Here is a 19,003-nt window from a genome sequence, read left to right on the forward strand (position 1 = left end):
GGCCATGAACGCGCGCCACTGGGCCGCTGCGTTGCTGCTGACGTGTGCCTTCGCGGCGCCCGGCAGCGCTCAGGGAAGCGGGGTCGCGCGGCTCGGCCCCAGCACTATACCGCAGGCGCACCGTCCGGGCGCCAATCCGGGCGATGGCCTGTTCAGCAACGTGCCCGCCGGCTTCTCCACCGGCACCCGCGCGATTGGCGATGCGGATGGCTCGCGCAGCGTCAACACCCGCATGGTCGGCACCGTCGACGTCGATGCCAGCACCCGACTCGGCATCGGCCTCTTCCGCGTGAACCGCTATTCGTCGCGCGAGCCGGGTTTCCAGCGCACCTCGACCATCACCAACATGGGCGGCCGCACCCAGAATATCGCCGCCGTGGGGATGAGCCTCAGGTTCTGAAAGCCACTTCCGCGCGCCCGCAAATCGCTGTAATGGCGCGCAGAACACGGGGGAGCTCCTGACATGAAGGCCATTGCGATTTTCGGCGCGGCGCTCGCCGCGTCCCTCCTCGGCACGTCCGCATATGCCCAGGCGGCCGATGCGCCCCCGCCGCCTACCTCGACCGCGAACCAGACGACGACGATCGGCCTCGGCGTGTCCTACGCGCCGACCTACGAGGGGTCGGACGATTACAGCCTGGCGCCCGCGGGTCTCGTCCGCGGCAATGTCGGCGGGTTCAACTTCTTCAGCCGCGCCACCGCGCTCTATTTCGATGCGGCGCGCGAGCCCGACGGCCAGACCACCGATCTCCTGATCGGCCCGATGGTCAATTTCCGCTTCGATCGCTCGCGCAGCATCAAGGATCCGGTCGTCCGCCTGCTCGGCAAGCTCGACACCGCGGTCGAGGTCGGCGGTTTCGTCGGCGTCGGCACGATGGGGCTGCTCAACCCCTATGACTATGCCCAGGCGCGCGTCGATATCGTCCACGACATCACCGGCACGCACGGCGGCACTGTCGTTACCCCGACCCTGGAATATGGCACGCCGCTCAGCACCACCACTTATGTCGGCGCGGCTCTCTCCGCCGATTGGGCGAGTGGCGATTTCGCCGACACTTATTATTCGGTCGACGCCGCGGGCGCGCTGCGCTCGGGCCTGCCGGTCTACGATGCCGACGGCGGCTTCAAGAACATCCGCCTCACCCTGCTCGGCAACCAGATGGTGACCGGCAATCTCGCCGAGGGCGGCTGGTCGATCTTCGGCGTGGCGAGCTATTCGCGGATGCTGGGCGATTTCAAGCGCAGCCCGCTGGTCGACGGCTTCGGCGCCTTCGCCGGCCGCGGCGACGCCGACCAATGGTTCGGCGCCATCGGCATCGCCTACACGTTCTAAGGCCCGCTCCACCGTCACCCTGAACTCGTTTCAGGGTCCATGTTGGAGACGCTCGCGACCGTCACCGAAATGGATGCTGAAACAAGTTCAGCATGACGGCAGCGCCTGTTCCCCGGCGAAAGCCGGGGTCCAGCACCCGCTTCCCCGCCGCCGCCCGATCCGCTAGGAACAGGGCGTGAACGAAGACGCGCCTCCGCCGCAGCGCAAGATCATCCATGTTGATATGGACGCCTTCTACGCGTCGGTCGAGCAGCGCGACAATCCGGAGCTGCGCGGGCGTCCGGTCGCGGTCGGCGGCGGGGTGCGCGGCGTGGTCGCGGCGGCGAGCTACGAGGCGCGGACGTTCGGCATCCGCTCCGCGATGCCCTCGGTCACCGCGCGGCGCCGCTGCCCGGAGCTCATCTTCGTCAAGCCGCGCTTCGATGCCTATCGCGCGGTCAGCCAGCAGATCCGCGCGATCTTCCTCGATTACACGCCGCACGTCGAGCCGCTGAGCCTCGACGAGGCCTATCTCGACGTCACCGAGGATCTGAAGGGAATCGGCATTGCCACCCGCATCGCCGAGGAGATACGCGCCCGCATCCGCGCCGAGACCGGGCTCACCGCTTCGGCCGGCGTCTCCTACAACAAGTTCCTCGCCAAGCTCGCGAGCGACCAGAACAAGCCCGATGGCCTGTGCGTCATCACCCCCGCCAGGGGCGCAGCCTTCGTTGCCTCGCTTCCCGTCAGCCGCTTTCACGGCGTCGGCCCCAAGACCGCCGAGAAGATGCGGCGGCTGGGCATCGAGACGGGCGCGGACCTGCGCGATCGCTCGCGCGAGTGGCTGGCGCATAATTTCGGCAGCTCGGCGGACTATTATCACGATCTCGCGCGCGGCATCTGCCACCGCCAGGTGAAGGCCAACCGCCCCTACAAGTCGGTCGGCGCCGAGGACACCTTCCTCACCGACCTCACCGATCCCGCCGCGCTCGCCGCCGAGCTCGATCGCATCAGCCAGACGGTCTGGCGCCGCATCGCCGAAAAGGGCCTCGCCGGCCGCACCGTGACGCTCAAGGTCAAATACAGCGATTTCCGCATCTGCACCCGCGCCCGCACGCTCGGCCACAGCGTTACAGGCCGCGAGGAATTCCTCGCCGTCGGCACCGCGCTGCTCCAGACGCTGATGCCACCGGAGAAAGGCATCCGCCTCTTGGGCCTCACGCTCAGCAAGCTCGGCGCGGAGGAGGGTGATGCGCCCGCGGAGGCGCCGCTTTCCTTGCCGCTGTGATCCGGCTAAGACCGTTGCCATCCCCGGGGGAGCGCTCATGCGCGCTTGAGAGGGAAGCAGCAGCTTCCGACCCGCTGAACCTGATCCGGCTGACACCGGCGTAGGGAGGGAGCGGTCCTGACGCCCGGCCCGTTTCCTCCGCATGGAGAGGAACTGACATGGCCGATATTCCCGCGCGCACCGAATTAAGGGTAACGACCGGCCCGATCCGCGGCAGCCGCAAGGTCCATGTCGGGCCGCTCGGCGTGAAGATGCGCGAGATCGATCTCGATCCCTCCTCGGGCGAGCCGCCGCTGCGGGTCTACGACACCTCCGGCCCCTATTCGGACCCGCAGGCGCGCATCGACATCATGGCGGGCCTTCCCGAGCTCCGCCGCGACTGGATCCGCGGCCGCGGCGATGTCGAGGAGGTCGCGCAGCGCGAGGTCCGCCCCGAGGACAATGGCCAGCTCGGCCCCGACCGTTCGGGCGGCGTCCAGCCGTTCCCCAACGTCCGCCGCAAAGTGCTGCGCGCGCGCGCCGGCGCCAACGTCAGCCAGATGCACTATGCCCGCCGCGGCATCATCACGGCCGAGATGGAATATGTTGCCACCCGTGAGAATCTCGGGCGCGAGCGGCTCGCCGAATATGCCCGCGACGGCGAGAGCTTCGGCGCCGCCATCCCCGACTATGTGACACCCGAATTCGTCCGCGACGAGGTCGCCCGCGGCCGTGCCATCATCCCCAACAACATCAACCACCCCGAATCCGAGCCGATGGCGATCGGCCGCAACTTCCTGGTCAAGATCAACGCCAACATCGGCAACAGCGCGGTCGCGTCCGACGTCGCGGCCGAAGTCGACAAGATGGTCTGGTCGATCCGCTGGGGCGCCGACACCGTCATGGACCTCTCCACCGGCCGCAACATCCACGACACCCGCGAATGGATCATCCGCAACTCGCCCGTCCCGATCGGCACCGTGCCCATCTATCAGGCGCTGGAAAAGGTCGGCGGCATCGCCGAGGACCTGACCTGGGAGATCTTCCGCGACACGCTGATCGAACAGGCCGAACAGGGCGTCGATTATTTCACCATCCACGCCGGCGTCCGCCTGCCCTACGTCCCGCTCACCGCCAAGCGCGTCACCGGCATCGTCAGCCGCGGCGGCAGCATCATGGCGAAATGGTGCCTCGCGCACCACAAGGAGAGCTTCCTCTACGAACGCTTCGACGAGATCACCGAGATCATGAAGGCGTATGACATCGCCTATTCGCTCGGTGATGGCCTCCGCCCCGGCAGCATCGCCGACGCCAATGACGAAGCGCAGTTCGCCGAGCTCTACACGCTGGGCGAACTCACCCATCGCGCCTGGGCTGAGGACGTGCAGGTGATGATCGAGGGCCCCGGCCACGTGCCGATGCACAAGATCAAGGAGAATATGGACAAGCAGCTCGAGGTCTGCGGCGAGGCACCGTTCTATACGCTTGGCCCACTCACCACCGATATCGCGCCCGGCTACGATCACATCACCAGCGGCATCGGCGCCGCGATGATCGGCTGGTACGGCACCGCGATGCTCTGCTACGTCACCCCCAAGGAGCACCTCGGCCTCCCCGACCGCGACGACGTGAAGGTGGGCGTGGTGACCTACAAGCTCGCCGCCCACGCCGCCGATCTCGCCAAAGGCCACCCGGCGGCAAAGATGCGCGACGACGCCTTGAGCCGCGCCCGCTTCGAGTTCCGCTGGCGCGACCAGTTCAACCTGTCGCTCGACCCCGACACCGCCGAGCAATACCACGACCAGACCCTCCCCGCGGAAGGCGCCAAGACCGCCCACTTCTGCTCCATGTGCGGCCCGAAGTTTTGCAGCATGAAGATCACTCAGGAGGTGAGAGACTTCGCCCGTCTCCAGAACCAGCCCGCCGACGCGTTCGTGGCGGCGGACGCGGAGGAGGGCATGGCCGGTATGAGCAAGGTCTACGAGGATACCGGACGGGAACTGTACATGGGTGGGGGCGGGCGCGAGCACGATTGACACCCGTCAGGAGGGTTCGGCATCATCGTAAATGCGGCTGAATTGCACCGAGATATTTGTGGCAAAGTTTCCTGCGGACCTAGCGAAGGCAGTAGCTGATCGGTGGTTTCAACTGGTGGCAGGCGAATATGTGACGCCTGCCTGTCCATCAAAAAGCCAACTGAGGCAAATTTTGGAGGCGTGCTACCTCGCCGCCAACACGCCGGAGGAGGGACGGTATCCAAAATTCAACGTTGTAGTAACCGAAGAAGAAGTCATAAATTTCTCGACGGAGGCGACGTTCTATAGCTTCGGGACTTCGCGGCCAGTCACTGTTGAAGAGATACGCCGGTTAGCCCCTGCAACTGACTCAAAGAAGTCAGCCATTTGGATTACATTCAGCAAAAGCGACGTATTAATAGCTGGAATATGCGATCTGGGCACCTCTTGGCACAGGGCCCGGCTCGGACTCGTCTACAGCTATCGGGTTCCGCCCGCGTTGATTGTCCAGATAGATAGGCCTGGCAAAATAAAGGTGTTTCAAGGACAATACGCGGTTGCGTCCTTAAGCGACGGAGCCTTGATCGAGTCAAAGTTCGACATCCCTCTCTTTTTGCACAAAATTGCTCACGAAAAATTTGAGGAATTATCACACGACTTTACGGTTCCTAGCGTTGAAGAACCTAGGGAGTTTGAAAGCTTCTGGTTCACCGCATTGTGCAACGTGTTTTCTGGGCTAGTTAATTCGATAAACGCCTTGGGGCATGGTGGAGCCGTCATAGTTTTGCCTGATCGCAACTTGATTGTAGGAGAAAGCGTTCGCTTAAAGTATTCCTGCGTATCAGACAGTCTGCGTACAGCCTTCGTGCGCTTCATAAATGCAAGAAACTCAACGGCTGACCATTGGACTGCTATCGAAAACGGTGAGGTCGTCGAGGGCAGTTTGCATGAAGCCGAGTTGATACTAGCGGCAGCAACTGAGCACTTGATTGAGACAATAAGGTTCACCGCGCAACTCGCAGGTTGTGACGGCGCGATAGTAATATCGGCTGATCTCCGGCTTATTGGATTCGGCGCAGAAATTCGCTCTGAGTTGGCTGATGGCACTAATATATATGAAGTAAAAGATGAGCTGGACAAGAAATATAGTATTTGTAATATCGAACAATTCGGAATGCGGCATAGATCGGCAGTCAAGCTCGTGAGCCGAATGCCAAGCGCTAAGGCTATAGTTATCTCTCAAGACGGACCAGTGAGCGCTGTATGGGGCGAAGATGGGTCGGTCTTTGTTCGCAAGGGAGTGGCTTTGGGAAATATGAACATGCCATTGGGTTCGTAGATGCCCCACCTAGCCCACATCGCCCTCGTCATCCGCGACTATGACGAGGCGCTCGCCTTCTACGTTGGCAAGCTCGGCTTCGAGCTGGTCGAGGACAGCTATCAACCCGCGTAGGACAAGCGCTGGGTCACGATCCGCCCGCCCGGCGCTTCACCTCAATAATGATATCGGCATTGCGCCACCTGCAGCGTCTGATCCTTTCCGCTCCCGGCCACCCGATACACCAGCCGATGCTCCTGATTGATCCGCCGCGACCACCAGCCTGAAAGGTTGCCGCCAAGCGGCTCGGGCTTGCCCGTCCCCTTGAACGGATTTCGCCGGCATTCCTCGATCAGCCCGTTCAGCTTCTCCAGCATCCGGGCGTCATGGTCCTGCCAATGGCGGTAATCCTCCCACGCCGTCGGCCAGAACGCCACGTTCACGGCAGCGGCACACCCCGTTCGTCGACACCGGCATCGCCCGCCTCGAACCCGCGCACCGCCTCCAGCAGTCGCTCGGCGTTCTTCGGCGAAGAGAGCAGGTGAAGCGTTTCTTCGATCGATTCCCATTCGCTCTCGGAAATCAGCACCGCGCCTTCGCCGCGCTGGCGGGTGATGGCAAGCGGAGCGCGATCGGCGACGACCCTGTCGATCATCGCCTTCAGATTCTCGCGCGCTTCGGAATAGCTGACGGCCCTCATGCGCCTGATATGGACAAAACATTGTCCAATGTCAATCTCTGCGCGCCACAGCGGGCGACAAACCATTCGACAGTTCTGTCGTGTCCCGGTTGAAAACTTCATCCACGAGTTGAATTTTGGCGGACGAAGGGCTTTGCTCCGATTAGGCCGCTAAAGCCCCTTCAGACGATCAGGCCGTCATGACCCACGCCTCTGCGGCCACCGGCCCCTTCTACCACGGCACCCGCGCCGACCTCACGGTGGGCGACCTGCTCACGCCCGGCTTCACCTCCAACTACGCCGACCGCAAGCTGTCGTGGATCTACTTCTCGGGCACCCTCGACGCGGCGATCTGGGGGTGCGAGCTGGCCAGGGGAGAGGGCTGCGAGCGCATCTATATCGTCGCGCCGACCGGCGCCTTCGAGGACGACCCCAACCTCACCGACAGGAAATTTCCCGGCAACCCGACCCAATCCTACCGGAGCCGCGCGCCGCTGCGGATCGTCGGCGAGGTCGAAACCTGGGCGCCGCACCCGCCGGAGCGGCTCGCCGAGATGAAGGCCGCGCTCGCGCGGATGGAAGCCGAAGGCGATGCCGAGATCATCGACTGATCGGCGTCGCCCGCCCGACCAAGGATCAACCTTCTCCGCGCCTCTGCGTCTCTGCGCGCAACACGATACCCGCGCACAACAGCACGGCGGCAAAGCGTCCAACACCTCTGTCCTACTTGCCTTCAATGTGATCCACGCTGGTGCGTGAGACATGTCGCTCCGCCCTCGTACCCGCCGCCCGCCCGGAGCCGCTTCCCGGGGTCCGCCGCACCCCCCATGGCCAGTGCGAACATTGGGAACATTCGCACCCGCCGCCCCACCGCGCGCCCGCCTTCGCCCGGTTTTCGCACCCGTCCGGCGCGTTTCGCACCAAAGTGGTTGCGTGCGCTCTTCCGGGGCGGGCGGGGTTGCGCCATGCGCGGGGCAGGGGCGCGGATCAACCTGTCGAACGGAGGGAAGGTTCAGCGATGACGCAAGCTTCGGACAATGGCGGCGACGACCGCGGCAACGGCGCGATGCAGACCCCGCCGGTCGTGTCGCGCGCGGAGTGGGATGCCGCCCACGTCCGCATGCACGGGCGCGAGAAGGAGGTTATGCGCGCCCGCGACGCGCTCGCCGCCGAGCGGCGGCGGATGCCGTGGCTCAGGATCGAGAAGGACTATGCGTTCGAGGGGCCGGACGGCCGCGTGGGCTTACGTGATCTGTTCGGCCGCTGCCGCCAGCTCATCGTCTACCGCGCCTTTTTGGAGCCGGGCGTGTCGCGCTGGCCCGAGCGCGGCTGCATCGGCTGCTCGCTGGTCGCCGATCACGCCGTCCACCCTGTCCACCTCCAGCAGCGCGATACGACCTACGCCTTCGTCTCGCGCGGCAGCCAGGACGATCTCGCGCGGCAGAAGGCGAAGATGGGGTGGGAGCATATCCCCTGGTACACGCTGACCGACGATTTCGACGCTGATTTCGGGGTCGATGCGTGGCACGGCACCAACGTCTTCTTCCGCGACGGTGACCAGATCTTCCGCACCTATTTCGTCAGCGGCCGCGGCGACGAGCAGATGGGCAATCTCTGGAACTGGCTCGATATCACCCCGCTCGGCCGGCAGGAGAAATGGGAGGATTCACCCCCCGGCTATCCGCAGACCGATCCCTATGACTGGTGGGTCTGGCACGACAATCGCGAGGCCGAGCCGGAGCGTGAATAAAGCTCCCCTCTCCCCCTGCGGGAGAGGGGGCGGGGGAGAGGGGGAGTCGAGAGCGAGCGGTATCCGGACAGTGCAACCTTGCCCTTCCTGCCTCCTTCCCTACCGTGCAGCCACCGTCCGCTCCGGCGGGCCACTTGGGGGGTAAGAGCGTCATGACCATCGATCACTGCCGTGATTTTGATTTCCAGCAAGGGCGCTGGCGGGTGAAGCATCGACGCCTCAAGTTCCGGCTCGCAGGCTGCACCGAATGGGAAGAGTTCGAGGGCACCAGCGAGCAGCGACCCGTGCTCGGCGGCAACGGCAATATCGAGGACAATCTGCTCCATCTACCCGGCGGCGATTATCGCGCGGTCGCGCTGCGTTCGTTCGATGCGGCCAGCGGCACCTGGGCGATCTGGTGGCTCGACAGCCGTGCGCCGCACGCGATCGACGTGCCGGTGATCGGCAGCTTCGAGGAGGGTGTCGGCAGCTTCTATGCCGATGACGTGCATGACGGCCGCCCGGTGCGGCTGCGCTTTCGGTGGCTCGGCGCGGACAGAGGCGCGCCGCGCTGGGAGCAGGCCTTGTCGGACGATGGCGGCGCGACGTGGGAGACGAACTGGGTGATGGAATTTTCACGCGCCTGACGGCGGCGGGGGCTCACCCCTGGCGAAGGATCTTCGCCATCGCCTTTCCCTTGGCGAGCTCGTCGATCATCTTGTCGAGGATGCGGATCTCGCGCATCAGCGGATCGGGCACTTCCTCCACCCGCACGCCGCAGACGGTGCCGGTCACCGCGGTACGCGCCGGGTTCATCGCCGGCGCGGTGGCGAAGAAGGTGCGGAAATCGGTCTTCGCGTCGATCTCGGCCTGCAGCCCGTCGGCCGAATGGCCGGTCAGCCAGCCGATGATCTCGTCCACCTCCGCCTTGGTCCGTCCCTTCTTCTCGGCCTTGGCGACATAATGCGGATAGACGCTGGCGAAGCTGGTGGTGAAGATGCGGTGCTCGGCCATCTATCGTGCCTTTCCGGCAAGGTTCGCCGCCACGGCGGCGCGGACCAGCGCCTGCAGCGCCTCGCCCTCGACATCCTCGCCTTCGCGCACGTCGATCGCCCGCCGCGTTTCGCCGTCGAGGCTCGCGTTGAACAGGCCCGCGGGATCGTCCAGCGCCGCGCCGCGTGCGAAGGTCAGCTTCACCTTGTCCCTGTATGTCTCGCCGGTGCACAGGATGCCGCCGCGCTCCCACACCGGCACGCCGGCGGGGTTGCTGGGCTTGCGCCACTTCAACGTCTCCGCGATCTCAGGGTCCGCCGCCAGGATCAGCGCGCGGAGCTTCGCCAGCATCGCCCCGCGCCAGTCGTCCAGCGCCGCGATCTTCGCGTCGATCAGCGTCGCGGGATCGTCCTCGGCCATCACATCTTCTCCCCCGGCAGAGCAGCGGCCTGCTGCACCCAATCGGTGAAACGGCCGGCATCCACCTCTTCACCCTCATGGACATGGGCGTATCGCACCGCCGGATATTTGGATTTCACCGGCGGTGCCGGCTCGAGCGATCCGCCCTGAAAGAAGCTCACCTTCACATAGCGGTCGAAGCAGTGGAAGCTCAGGAACCAGCCTTCGCGGTCCGGCGCGCCATAGAGCGGCGTGTTCCATTTCACCGCCTTTCGTACCCCCGGCACGGCGCCGACGATCAGCGTATCGAGCGCGCGGCCGATGTCCTGCTTCCAGCCGGGCATCGCGGCGATATAGGCCTGGACGGGAGCGTCGCCCTCGCCCTTGGGGATCTGCGGGTTGCCGCCGGAGAGAAGCACCGGCTTGGCGGCTGCGCCACCTTTCTCGCTCATCTCGATCGCTCCCGGATTGCTCGCGCATGATAGTGGCTCGGCGCGCCGATGTCATCGCGAGACTCCCCGTGCGGAGCGGCAGAGGCTAAACTGGCGCGATGTGCAACGAGGCCTATCGCCGCCGCGAGCTGGAGAAGATCGTCCGCGACTGGTCGGAGACGGGGATCACGCTCCGCTTCCCCGAAGGACGGCCGAACTTCGCGCCGCTCGATGGTTTCCGCATCACCGATCGGGTGGAGATCATCCGTCCCGCCGCCGATGCGCCGGGGGAAGCGGAAATGGTGACGCGGCGCTGGAGCTGGCCGGGCCCGAACAAGCGGCCGGTTTATAATTTCCGGTCGGACGGGCGGATCATCGCTGCGCCGTCACGCTGCCTGATCCCGGTCGAAGGCTTCTTCGAATTCACCGATCCGCCACCGCCACCGCCTGGCGCGCCGAAACCTGCGCAGAAGCCGCTCAAATCCAAATGGGCGTTCACCCTGGCGGGGCACGACTGGTTCTGCATCGCGGGCATCTGGCGCAACGATCCGGAGGCGGGCGAGGCCTGGGCGATGCTCACCTGTCCGCCCGGTCCCGACATTGCGCCCTATCACGATCGGCAGGTGGTCGTGCTCGGCCTCGCCGATTGCGTGCGCTGGCTCGATCCGGCGGTGCCTGCCGTCGATCTCTGCCGCCCGCTCCCCGCGGGCAGCCTTGCGGCAGAACAGGTGCGCTAAGCGCGGTCAGTCGCCGGTCGAAGGACATAGCGCGACGCTCTTCGTGCGCTGATCGATCAGAATGGCGAAATGCTCGAGCGCATGTGCGCCCACCAGCAATTCCGGATAACGGTCGGACACGCGCACCTCCACGTTGGACTGCTCTGCCGCGCCGATGCGGACGGGCCCGCGCAGCATCGCGCGGCCGGTGTCGATCTTGGTATTGGTGAGAGTTCCTTCGCCTGCGGGCGTCACCGCTCCGCCGCCGATCCGGTCGAACAGCGGCGTAGGCAGCACGAACGTGACGTTTGCGCCGGTATCAAGGTTGCCCTCGGTTTCGACCGCGCCGATCGTCACCGGCACGCGAAAGGCGCGGCTATAGCCGAGAACTCCCCGGTCTCCTGGCGCCAGGCTCGCGGCGCGGCTGAAGGTAAGTGTGCGGCGGGGATAATCGATGACGAGCAGCCCGTCGGCAAAGAAATCGCGGCCGACGATCCCGGCGAAGGCGGCTTCGGGCGCGGTTTTGCTGGCGTAATCGCGGGTGATGACTTCGAGATCGCGGCGCACGAATCCGCCGAGATCGAGCGTGGCGAGGCGCGTCTTGGCGACGGGCGCCGTCGCGATGCCGTCCGAAGTCTCGCCGGATCCGCTGAGCGGCAATGCAAGCGCCGCGACAAGGCTTGCGTCCGCGCGGCCCATGCCGCTGGCGCCGGTATCGATCGCGAAGACGAACGGCCCCTTGCCGTTCACCTGCGCATCGACATAGATCCGGCCATCGACGGTGCGGAAAGGGATGTTCAGCAGCGGCTGCTGCCGTGCCGTCTCGATCCGCGCACAGGCAGCCGGCGTCGGGCCGGCCGAGCCGACGGGCGCGGCCGCAAGAGCCACTGCAAGAACCGCCGTCGCACCGCCCATCTACTGCTCTCCATAAGTGAGTTATGGAGGTAATACAGCGGGGCGGCAGCCGTCAATGCGCGGTGGCGTCAGCGGCGTTTCGGTTTCGGCCTCAGGTCGCAGATCGCCTGGGCGACGCGTTCGCCGGTGGTGCCGGGAGTGGGTGGGCCGAGGCGGTCGAGCGCGCTGGCGGGCTCGCGGCTCTGGTTGAGGATCGCGCCGTCGGACGCGCGCTTCACCATCGCCAGCGGGGTGGAGAGCATCGGGCCGCACTCGACGGCTTCCTGCTGCTCCTCCTGCGCGGTGCCGTCGCCGCGCGGCTGCGCGAAGGTGGTGCGCCACCAGCCGTAGGTGACGCCGCCGCGCGTCTCGATCGACTTGCGGTCCACCTCGACCGCGCCGCCATCGACATGGCTGCCGACGCGCACCCATTCGCTCTTAGCCGCAGGCGCGGCTCCGGCCGGCATGGCCGCGGCGGCCAGCAGCATGGCGATTGCAATCCTGGTCATCTTACCCTCCCTCAAGATGCGCGCGCCATCCTAGCGCATCGCACCGCCCGCCACACCGCCGCGACGAACGCGGCCGATCGCGCGGCGAAGGGGAGCGTCACACGTCCAGATTGGCGACGTTGAGGGCGTTTTCCTGGATGAAGTCGCGGCGCGGTTCGACCACGTCGCCCATCAGCCGGGTGAAGATCTCGTCCGCCACGTCGGCCTGGTCGACGCCGACCTGGAGGAGGCTGCGGTTGCCCGGATCGAGCGTGGTTTCCCAGAGTTGCTCGGCGTTCATTTCGCCGAGACCCTTGTAGCGCTGGACCGAGAGGCCCTTGCGCCCGGCGGCGAGGATCGCGTCGAGCAGCTCGCTCGGCCGCGTCACCGGCGTGCCCTTGGCGGGAATCGCATCCTCGTCGCCTTCTTCCGCGGCTTCGGCCTGGCCGGCACGGATGAGGCGGGAAGGCTTGGTGTAGCTTTCCGCCTGCTCGGTGGCGAGGCCGTGGAGCTTACGCGCCTCGGCCGAGACCAGGAACTTGTGATCGATGATGTGCCAATCCGTGACGCCGCGCCAGAGACGCTTGAGCGTATAGCTGCCCTCCTCGCTCGCCTCGCCGGCCCAGCTTCCCTCCTCGTCGCCGGCATCGAGCCAGGCGGCGGCGCGCGTGATCGCGGCGCCGCGGTCCGCCGTCCGCATCTCGGGATCGAGCGCGCCGGAAAGCGCCAGCGCCTCGATGATCGCGGGATCGTAGCGGCGCGGCACGTAGCGCATCAGCGTCCGCATCCGCCGCGCATGTTCGGCCAGCGCGCGCAGGTCTTCGCCCGAGCGCGGCCCTTCGGCGGTCTCCAGCACCATCGCGCCGAGGCCCGCGCCGACGAGATATTCGTCGAGCGCGGCATCGTCCTTGAGGTAGACTTCGCTCCGCCCCTTGGCGACCTTGTAGAGCGGCGGCTGGGCGATGAAGAGGTGCCCGCGCTCAATGATCTCGGGCATCTGCCGGTAGAAGAAGGTGAGCAGCAGCGTCCGGATATGCGCGCCGTCGACGTCGGCGTCGGTCATGATGACGATCTTGTGGTAGCGCAGCTTGTCGATGTTGAAATCGTCGCGGCCGATGCCCGTGCCGATTGCCTGGATCAGCGTGCCGACCTCCTTGGAAGACAGCATCCGGTCGAACCGCGCGCGCTCGACGTTGAGGATCTTGCCCTTCAGCGGCAGGATCGCCTGGTTGTGGCGGTTGCGGCCCTGCTTGGCAGAACCGCCGGCCGAGTCACCCTCGACCAGGAACAGCTCGGACTTGGCCGGATCGCGCTCCTGGCAATCGGCGAGCTTGCCGGGGAGCGATGCGATGCCCATCACGCTCTTGCGGCTCGCTTCGCGCGCTTTGCGGGCGGCCTCGCGCGCGGCGGCGGCGTCGATGATCTTCTGGATGATCGTGCGCGCGTGGCCCGGATTCTCCTCGAGCCATTCGGCGAGCTTGTCGGCCATCAGGCTTTCGAGCGGTTGGCGGACCTCGGAGCTAACCAGCTTGTCCTTGGTCTGGCTGGAGAATTTGGGATCGGGCAGCTTGACCGAGACGATCGCGGTCAGCCCTTCGCGCATGTCGTCGCCGGTGAGGCTCACCTTCTCGCGCTTCATCATGCCGGACTTGTCGGCATAATTGTTGAGCGTGCGGGTCAGCGCGGCGCGGAACGCGGCCATATGGGTGCCGCCGTCGCGCTGGGGAATGTTGTTGGTGAAGGCGAGGACCTGCTCGTAATAGCTGTCGTTCCACTCCAGCGCGACATCGATGCCAATGTCGTCGCGCTGGCCCGAGACCGAGATCGGCTCGGGGATCAGCGGCGTCTTGGCGCGATCGAGATAGCGTACGAAGGCCGCTATGCCGCCCTCGTAGAACAGCTCGACTTGGCGCTCCTCCTCATGCCGCGCATCGGTGAGGAACAGCCGCACGCCCGAGTTGAGGAAGGCGAGCTCGCGGTAGCGATGCTCGAGCTTGTCGAAATCGAACTCGGTGATCTTGAAGGTGGCGGGCGAGGGGAGGAAGGTGACGCGCGTCCCCTTCTTGCCCTCGGGCGCGGGGCCGAGCACCTTCAGCGGCGCTTCGGCATCGCCGTGGCGGAAGCGCATCCAATGCTCTTCGCCGTCGCGCCAGATGTTGAGATCGAGAAACTCGCTGAGCGCATTGACGACGCTGACGCCGACCCCGTGGAGGCCGCCCGAGACCTTGTAGGCATTGTCGTCCGAGGTGTTCTCGAACTTACCGCCGGCGTGGAGCTGGGTCATGATGACCTCGGCCGCCGACACGCCTTCCTCGGCATGGATACCGGTCGGGATGCCGCGGCCATTATCCTCGACGCTCACCGATCCATCGGCGTTGAGCGTGATCAGGATGCGGTCGCAATGGCCCGCCAGCGCCTCGTCGATCGCATTGTCGGAGACCTCGAACACCATGTGGTGGAGGCCCGATCCGTCGTCGGTATCGCCGATATACATGCCCGGCCGCTTGCGGACCGCGTCGAGGCCTTTCAGCACCTTGATGGAATCGGCGCCGTAGCTGTTTTCGGTGGGGGAGGATGCCATGCCGATGATATAGGGAATTAGAGGGGGGAAACCAACGAAAAAGGGGGTGCTGGGAGTGTGCCGAGGCTGCTCCGCGAACTGTTCCTACCTCACCGTCATGCTGAACTTGTTTCAGCATCCATCGCGGAGCCCTCGCGGCGGCCGAAACATGGATCCTGAAACGAGTTCAGGATGACGGCTGAGGGTGAAAAAGCGGGCGCCTACCCCAACTTTGCCATCACTTCGTCGGGCACTTCGTAATTGCCCCAGACGGTCTGCACGTCATCATCGTCGTCGAGCGCGTCGATGAGCTTCAGCAGCGATCCGGCATCGTCCTCGCCCACCGTCACCGGGGTCTGCGGGCGCCAGGCGAGCTTGGTGCTCTCCGGCTCGCCGAGCGCGCCTTCCAGCGCCTTGGCGACTTCGTGGAGGCCGTCCTGCGCGGTCCAGATGGCGTGGCCTTCCTCGCTCGATTCAATATCGTCGGCGCCCGCCTCGATCGCGGCTTCAAGCACCTTTTCGGCATCGCCTGCGCCGGCGGGATATTCGATGAGGCCGAGCCGGTCGAAGCCGTGGCTCACCGATCCGCTGGCTCCCAGATTGCCTCCGTTCTTAGAGAAGATCGTGCGGACGTTGGTCGCGGTGCGGTTGCGGTTGTCGGTCAGCGCCTCGACGATCAGCGACACGCCGCCGGGGCCGAAGCCCTCGTAGCGCAGCTCCTCGTAATTATCCCCCTCGCCGGCCGACGACTTGTCGATCGCGCGCTGGATATTGTCCTTGGGCATCGATTGCGCCTTGGCGGCGAGCACTGCGGCACGCAGCCGCGGATTCATGTCGGGATCGGGCGTCCCCATCTTCGCCGCGACGGTGATTTCGCGCGACAGCTTGGAGAACATCGCCGAGCGCTTTTTGTCCTGCGCGCCCTTGCGATGCATGATGTTCTTGAACTTGCTATGGCCGGCCATTGCCCGTCATCCTTTCCGTTTCTTTCCGACATCGCGAGGCGCGCAGCGCTGCGGCGATCCATCGTCCTGGATTGCCGCGCGCCTGCGGCGCTCGCAATGACGAAACGTCAGCCCAGCCCGAGCGCAGCCTTATAGGTTTCGAGCAGCGCCTCGGCTTCGTCGCGGGCGTTCTTTTCCATCTTACGGAGGCGGACGATGGCGCGCATCGTCTTGGTGTCGTAGCCGCGCGCCTTGGCTTCGCCGTAGACGTCCTTGACGTCGTCGGCGATCGCCTTCTTCTCTTCCTCCAGCCGTTCGATACGCTCGATCAGCAATCGCAGCTCGTCGGCCGCGACGGTTCCTTCCGCCATTCCATCTGCTCCGTGTTCGGGATGAGCCGCGGCGTCTAATCGGTCGGGCCGCGCCGCTCAAGGTTGCACTGACACGCTTTGGCGTTATGCGCTCTCGCCATGTCCGCCGCCACGATCAGCCCGTTCGTCCCGCGCAGCCGCAAGGTGCGCATCCTCGCGACGCTGGGCCCGGCGAGCGACACGCCGGAGATGATCCGCGCGCTGGCCGAGGCAGGGGCCGACGCCTTCCGCATCAACATGAGCCACGGCAGCCACGCCGATCACGCGCGCCGCATCGAGATGATCCGCGGGCTCGAGAAGGAGCTGGAGCGGCCGACCACCATCCTCGCCGATCTGCAGGGGCCGAAGCTGCGCGTCGGCCGATTCGCCGAAGGATCGGCGGTGGTGGAGACGGGCGCGCGCTTCACCTTCGATCGCGACACCGCGCCGGGCGACGCGACCCGCGCACCGCTGCCGCACGGCGAGATATTCGACGCGGTGGAGGCGGGGACGCGGCTGCTGGTCGACGACGGCAAGCTGGTGTTCCGCGTGCTCGAAGTGACGCCCGACCGGATCGAGGCGGTGGCCGAGGTCGGCGGCACGATCTCGAACAACAAGGGGCTCAACGTCCCCGACGTGGTGCTGCCGCTCGCCGCGCTGACCGAGAAGGATCGTGCCGATCTCGCCTTTGCGCTGGAGCAGGGCGTCGATTGGGTCGCCCTCTCCTTTGTCCAGCGGCCTGAGGACGTGGCGGAGGCGCGGCGGCTGATCGGCGGCAAGGCGGCGCTGCTCGCCAAGATCGAGAAGCCGGCGGCGGTCGAGCGGCTGGAGGGCATATTGGAGCTCGCCGACGCGGTGATGGTCGCGCGCGGCGATCTCGGCGTCGAGCTGCCGCCCGAAGGCGTGCCGCCGCTTCAGAAGCAGATCGTCGAATCGGCGCGGCGGATGGGCCGGCCAGTGGTGGTTGCGACGCAGATGCTCGAATCGATGATCACCTCGCCTTCGCCGACGCGCGCCGAAGTCTCCGACGTTGCGACCGCGGTCTATGACGGCGCCGACGCGATCATGCTCTCGGCGGAAAGCGCGTCGGGCCAGTTCCCGCGCGAGGCGGTGGCGATGATGAACCGCATCGCGACCAGCGCCGAGAACGATCCCAGCCATTATGCCCGCGTCCACTTCACCGAGACGCTGCCCGACGCGACGACCAACGACGCGATCGCGCGTGCGGCGAGCGAGATCGTGCGGACGGTGGGCGGATCGGCGATCGTCTGCTTCACTACCTCGGGCTCGACTGCGCGGCGCGTGGCGCGCGAACGGCCGACGGTGCCACTGCTGGTGCTGACGCCCAGCCCCAAGACCGCGCGGCGGCTGGGGCTGCTGTGGGGCGCGCATGCGGTGCGGACGCGGGACGTCAACAGCTTCGAGGAAATGGTCGGCAAGGCCAAGCGCATGGCGCTCCGCCACGGCATCGCCAGGGCCGGAGACCGGCTGGTGGTGACGGCGGGGGTGCCGTTCGGCACGCCGGGATCGACCAACGTGCTCCACGTCGTCCGCCTCGCAGGCGACGAGCTAGACCGGCACGCGGGCTGAGGCCCTCATTGTCATCCCCGCGAAAGCGGGGATCCATACCGCGGCGCCACTGGGTTCCCGCTTTCGCGGGAATGACAGGGAGTGCGCTTAGACCGCCGCAGCTTCCAGCGCGGCGGATTTCTCGGCGGCCATCCGGTCGAGCTCGGCGCGGCTCTTCTTCTCGGCGGCGGACTTGAGCTGACCGCAGGCGGCCATGATGTCGCGTCCGCGCGGGGTGCGGATCGGCGCAGAGATACCAGCCTCGAACACGATGTTCGAGAAGCGGCGGACACGGTCCGGGTCCGAGCATTCATATTCGGCGCCCGGCCAAGGGTTGAACGGGATGAGGTTCACCTTCGCGGGCAGCTTGTAGGCCTTGATCAGCCGCACCAGCTCGCGCGCGTCGGCGTCGCTGTCGTTCTTGTCCTTCAGCATCACATATTCGAAGGTGATGCGCCGCGCGTTGTTCGCGCCAGGATAATCGGCGCAGGCCTGGAGCAGCGACTCAATCCCGTATTTGCGGTTCAGGGGCACGATCTCGTCGCGCACTTCCTTGGTCACCGCGTGGAGCGAGACCGCAAGGTTGACGCCGATCTCCTCGCCCGCGCGCGCCATCATCGGCACCACGCCCGAGGTCGAGAGCGTGATCCGGCGGCGCGAAAGGCCGATGCCGTCGCCGTCCATGACGATCTTGAGCGCCGCCTTCACATTGTCGAAATTGTAGAGCGGCTCGCCCATGCCCATCATCACGATGTTGGAGAGCAGGCGCCCTTCCGGCTGGCTCGGCCATTCGCCGAGCGCGTCACGCGCCAGCATCACCTGGCCGACGATCTCGGATGCGGTGAGGTTGCGCACCAGCTTCATCGTGCCGGTGTGGCAGAAGCGGCAGTTGAGCGTGCAGCCGACCTGGCTGGAGACGCAGAGCGTGCCGCGATCGGCGTCCGGGATGAACACCATCTCGTAATCATGGCCGTCGTCGGTCTTGAGCAGCCATTTGCGCGTGCCGTCGGTCGAGACCTGCGCCACCACCGTCTCGGGCCGCGCGATCACGAAGCGTTCGGCGAGCCAGGGATGCTGCGCCTTGGCGATGTCGGTCATCGCGGCGAAATCGGTGGCGCCGCGGTTGTAGATCCAGTGCCAGAGCTGCTTGGCGCGCAGCTTCGCTTGGCGTGGCTCCATGCCCGCGGTTTCCAGTTCCGCGCGGATCGCATCCTTGGAAAGACCGGTGAGATCGACACGGCCGTCGGCGCGCGGAACGGCGGCGCGCGGAACGGGAACCGGGTCGATATGCCCGGGGATCGGCATGGCTGCGGCTGTCATGATGCAGCGCGACATAGTG

General features: G+C 65.9%; 22 protein-coding genes and 1 riboswitch. Of the genes, 11 read left to right on the forward strand and 11 right to left on the reverse strand.

Annotated elements, in window-relative coordinates:
• Positions 1–4 precede the first annotated feature (4 nt).
• The 6 genes from B9N75_RS06525 to B9N75_RS06545 all read left to right on the forward strand — a co-directional run bounded on the left by B9N75_RS06525 (position 5) and on the right by B9N75_RS06545 (position 6,047).
• Positions 5–400 (forward strand): hypothetical protein, encoded by a 396-nt coding sequence (locus B9N75_RS06525; RefSeq protein WP_085218068.1) that lies wholly within the window; start codon positions 5–7, stop codon positions 398–400.
• A gap of 63 nt (positions 401–463) precedes the next feature.
• Positions 464–1,333 (forward strand): MipA/OmpV family protein, encoded by an 870-nt coding sequence (locus B9N75_RS06530; RefSeq protein ID WP_085218069.1) that lies wholly within the window; start codon positions 464–466, stop codon positions 1,331–1,333.
• Between the two features lie 175 nt (positions 1,334–1,508).
• On the forward strand, positions 1,509–2,600 hold the full coding sequence (gene dinB / locus B9N75_RS06535) for a DNA polymerase IV (protein WP_085218070.1): 1,092 nt from the start codon (positions 1,509–1,511) through the stop codon (positions 2,598–2,600).
• A 15-nt stretch (positions 2,601–2,615) separates the two neighbouring features.
• Positions 2,616–2,724, forward strand: a riboswitch (TPP riboswitch).
• Positions 2,725–2,758: 34 nt separating this feature from the next.
• A complete protein-coding gene (gene thiC / locus B9N75_RS06540; protein WP_085218071.1) occupies positions 2,759–4,615 on the forward strand; it encodes a phosphomethylpyrimidine synthase ThiC in 1,857 nt (618 codons plus the stop codon).
• A 58-nt stretch (positions 4,616–4,673) separates the two neighbouring features.
• Positions 4,674–5,933: a putative sensor domain DACNV-containing protein gene (locus B9N75_RS13945; protein WP_210189353.1), complete on the forward strand. Its 1,260-nt coding sequence runs from the start codon at positions 4,674–4,676 to the stop codon at positions 5,931–5,933.
• Positions 5,934–6,047 (forward strand): VOC family protein, encoded by a 114-nt coding sequence (locus B9N75_RS06545; protein WP_085218072.1) that lies wholly within the window; start codon positions 5,934–5,936, stop codon positions 6,045–6,047.
• A 41-nt stretch (positions 6,048–6,088) separates the two neighbouring features.
• Here B9N75_RS06545 and B9N75_RS06550 read toward each other — a convergent pair whose 3' ends face one another.
• Entirely contained in the window at positions 6,089–6,349 is a 261-nt protein-coding gene (locus tag B9N75_RS06550; protein ID WP_210189356.1) for a Txe/YoeB family addiction module toxin, read from the reverse strand.
• 2 nt (positions 6,350–6,351) lie between these two features.
• Positions 6,352–6,612 carry a type II toxin-antitoxin system Phd/YefM family antitoxin gene (locus B9N75_RS06555; RefSeq protein WP_085218074.1) on the reverse strand — a complete coding sequence of 87 codons (261 nt, stop codon included), beginning with the start codon at positions 6,610–6,612 and terminating at the stop codon, positions 6,352–6,354.
• Positions 6,613–6,791: 179 nt separating this feature from the next.
• On the opposite strand from B9N75_RS06555, the gene arr reads away from it, so the two are divergent.
• From arr to B9N75_RS06570, 3 genes are all read left to right on the forward strand, one after another.
• The gene (gene arr, locus B9N75_RS06560; RefSeq protein ID WP_085218075.1) at positions 6,792–7,202 is read left to right on the forward strand and encodes an NAD(+)--rifampin ADP-ribosyltransferase; all 411 of its coding nucleotides are present in this window, start codon (positions 6,792–6,794) and stop codon (positions 7,200–7,202) included.
• Between the two features lie 407 nt (positions 7,203–7,609).
• Complete coding sequence (locus B9N75_RS06565) at positions 7,610–8,341, forward strand: DUF899 domain-containing protein (protein ID WP_085218076.1); 732 nt, start codon at positions 7,610–7,612, stop codon at positions 8,339–8,341.
• Between the two features lie 152 nt (positions 8,342–8,493).
• Complete coding sequence (locus tag B9N75_RS06570) at positions 8,494–8,967, forward strand: DUF1579 domain-containing protein (protein WP_085218077.1); 474 nt, start codon at positions 8,494–8,496, stop codon at positions 8,965–8,967.
• Between the two features lie 13 nt (positions 8,968–8,980).
• Here the strand turns inward: B9N75_RS06570 and B9N75_RS06575 are convergent, their stop codons facing one another.
• Genes B9N75_RS06575 through B9N75_RS06585 form a run of 3 tightly spaced genes read right to left on the reverse strand, consistent with a single transcriptional unit; the run spans position 8,981 to position 10,164 of the window.
• Entirely contained in the window at positions 8,981–9,334 is a 354-nt protein-coding gene (locus B9N75_RS06575) for a DUF2200 domain-containing protein (RefSeq protein WP_085218078.1), read from the reverse strand.
• Positions 9,335–9,733: a DUF1801 domain-containing protein gene (locus tag B9N75_RS06580; RefSeq protein ID WP_085218079.1), complete on the reverse strand. Its 399-nt coding sequence runs from the start codon at positions 9,731–9,733 to the stop codon at positions 9,335–9,337.
• A complete protein-coding gene (locus B9N75_RS06585) occupies positions 9,733–10,164 on the reverse strand; it encodes a DUF1801 domain-containing protein (RefSeq protein ID WP_085218080.1) in 432 nt (143 codons plus the stop codon). The genes B9N75_RS06580 and B9N75_RS06585 overlap by 1 nt, the downstream gene beginning before the upstream one ends.
• Before the next feature lie 98 nt (positions 10,165–10,262).
• Between B9N75_RS06585 and B9N75_RS06590 the strand changes: the two genes are divergently transcribed.
• A complete protein-coding gene (locus tag B9N75_RS06590; RefSeq protein WP_085218081.1) occupies positions 10,263–10,880 on the forward strand; it encodes an SOS response-associated peptidase family protein in 618 nt (205 codons plus the stop codon).
• A 6-nt stretch (positions 10,881–10,886) separates the two neighbouring features.
• Here B9N75_RS06590 and B9N75_RS06595 read toward each other — a convergent pair whose 3' ends face one another.
• The 5 genes from B9N75_RS06595 to B9N75_RS06615 form a co-directional block, all read right to left on the reverse strand.
• A complete protein-coding gene (locus B9N75_RS06595) occupies positions 10,887–11,774 on the reverse strand; it encodes an aspartyl protease family protein (protein WP_085218082.1) in 888 nt (295 codons plus the stop codon).
• A gap of 68 nt (positions 11,775–11,842) precedes the next feature.
• Positions 11,843–12,262, reverse strand: coding sequence for a surface-adhesin E family protein (locus B9N75_RS06600; protein ID WP_157123732.1), 420 nt, complete (start codon positions 12,260–12,262; stop codon positions 11,843–11,845).
• A gap of 97 nt (positions 12,263–12,359) precedes the next feature.
• On the reverse strand, positions 12,360–14,822 hold the full coding sequence (gene gyrB, locus B9N75_RS06605; RefSeq protein ID WP_085218084.1) for a DNA topoisomerase (ATP-hydrolyzing) subunit B: 2,463 nt from the start codon (positions 14,820–14,822) through the stop codon (positions 12,360–12,362).
• Positions 14,823–15,022: 200 nt separating this feature from the next.
• Positions 15,023–15,766 (reverse strand): YebC/PmpR family DNA-binding transcriptional regulator, encoded by a 744-nt coding sequence (locus B9N75_RS06610; protein ID WP_085218085.1) that lies wholly within the window; start codon positions 15,764–15,766, stop codon positions 15,023–15,025.
• A 107-nt stretch (positions 15,767–15,873) separates the two neighbouring features.
• The gene (locus B9N75_RS06615) at positions 15,874–16,116 is read right to left on the reverse strand and encodes a DUF2312 domain-containing protein (protein ID WP_085218086.1); all 243 of its coding nucleotides are present in this window, start codon (positions 16,114–16,116) and stop codon (positions 15,874–15,876) included.
• A 99-nt stretch (positions 16,117–16,215) separates the two neighbouring features.
• Between B9N75_RS06615 and pyk the strand changes: the two genes are divergently transcribed.
• A complete protein-coding gene (gene pyk, locus B9N75_RS06620; RefSeq protein WP_085218087.1) occupies positions 16,216–17,685 on the forward strand; it encodes a pyruvate kinase in 1,470 nt (489 codons plus the stop codon).
• 87 nt (positions 17,686–17,772) lie between these two features.
• On the opposite strand, the gene rlmN is transcribed toward pyk, so the two are convergent.
• Positions 17,773–18,969, reverse strand: a complete 1,197-nt coding sequence (rlmN, locus tag B9N75_RS06625) for a dual-specificity RNA methyltransferase RlmN (RefSeq protein ID WP_085219446.1) — start codon at positions 18,967–18,969, stop codon at positions 17,773–17,775.
• Positions 18,970–19,003 lie beyond the last annotated feature (34 nt).

Origin of the sequence: Allosphingosinicella indica (assembly GCF_900177405.1) — a bacterium.
Taxonomy (GTDB): domain Bacteria; phylum Pseudomonadota; class Alphaproteobacteria; order Sphingomonadales; family Sphingomonadaceae; genus Allosphingosinicella; species Allosphingosinicella indica.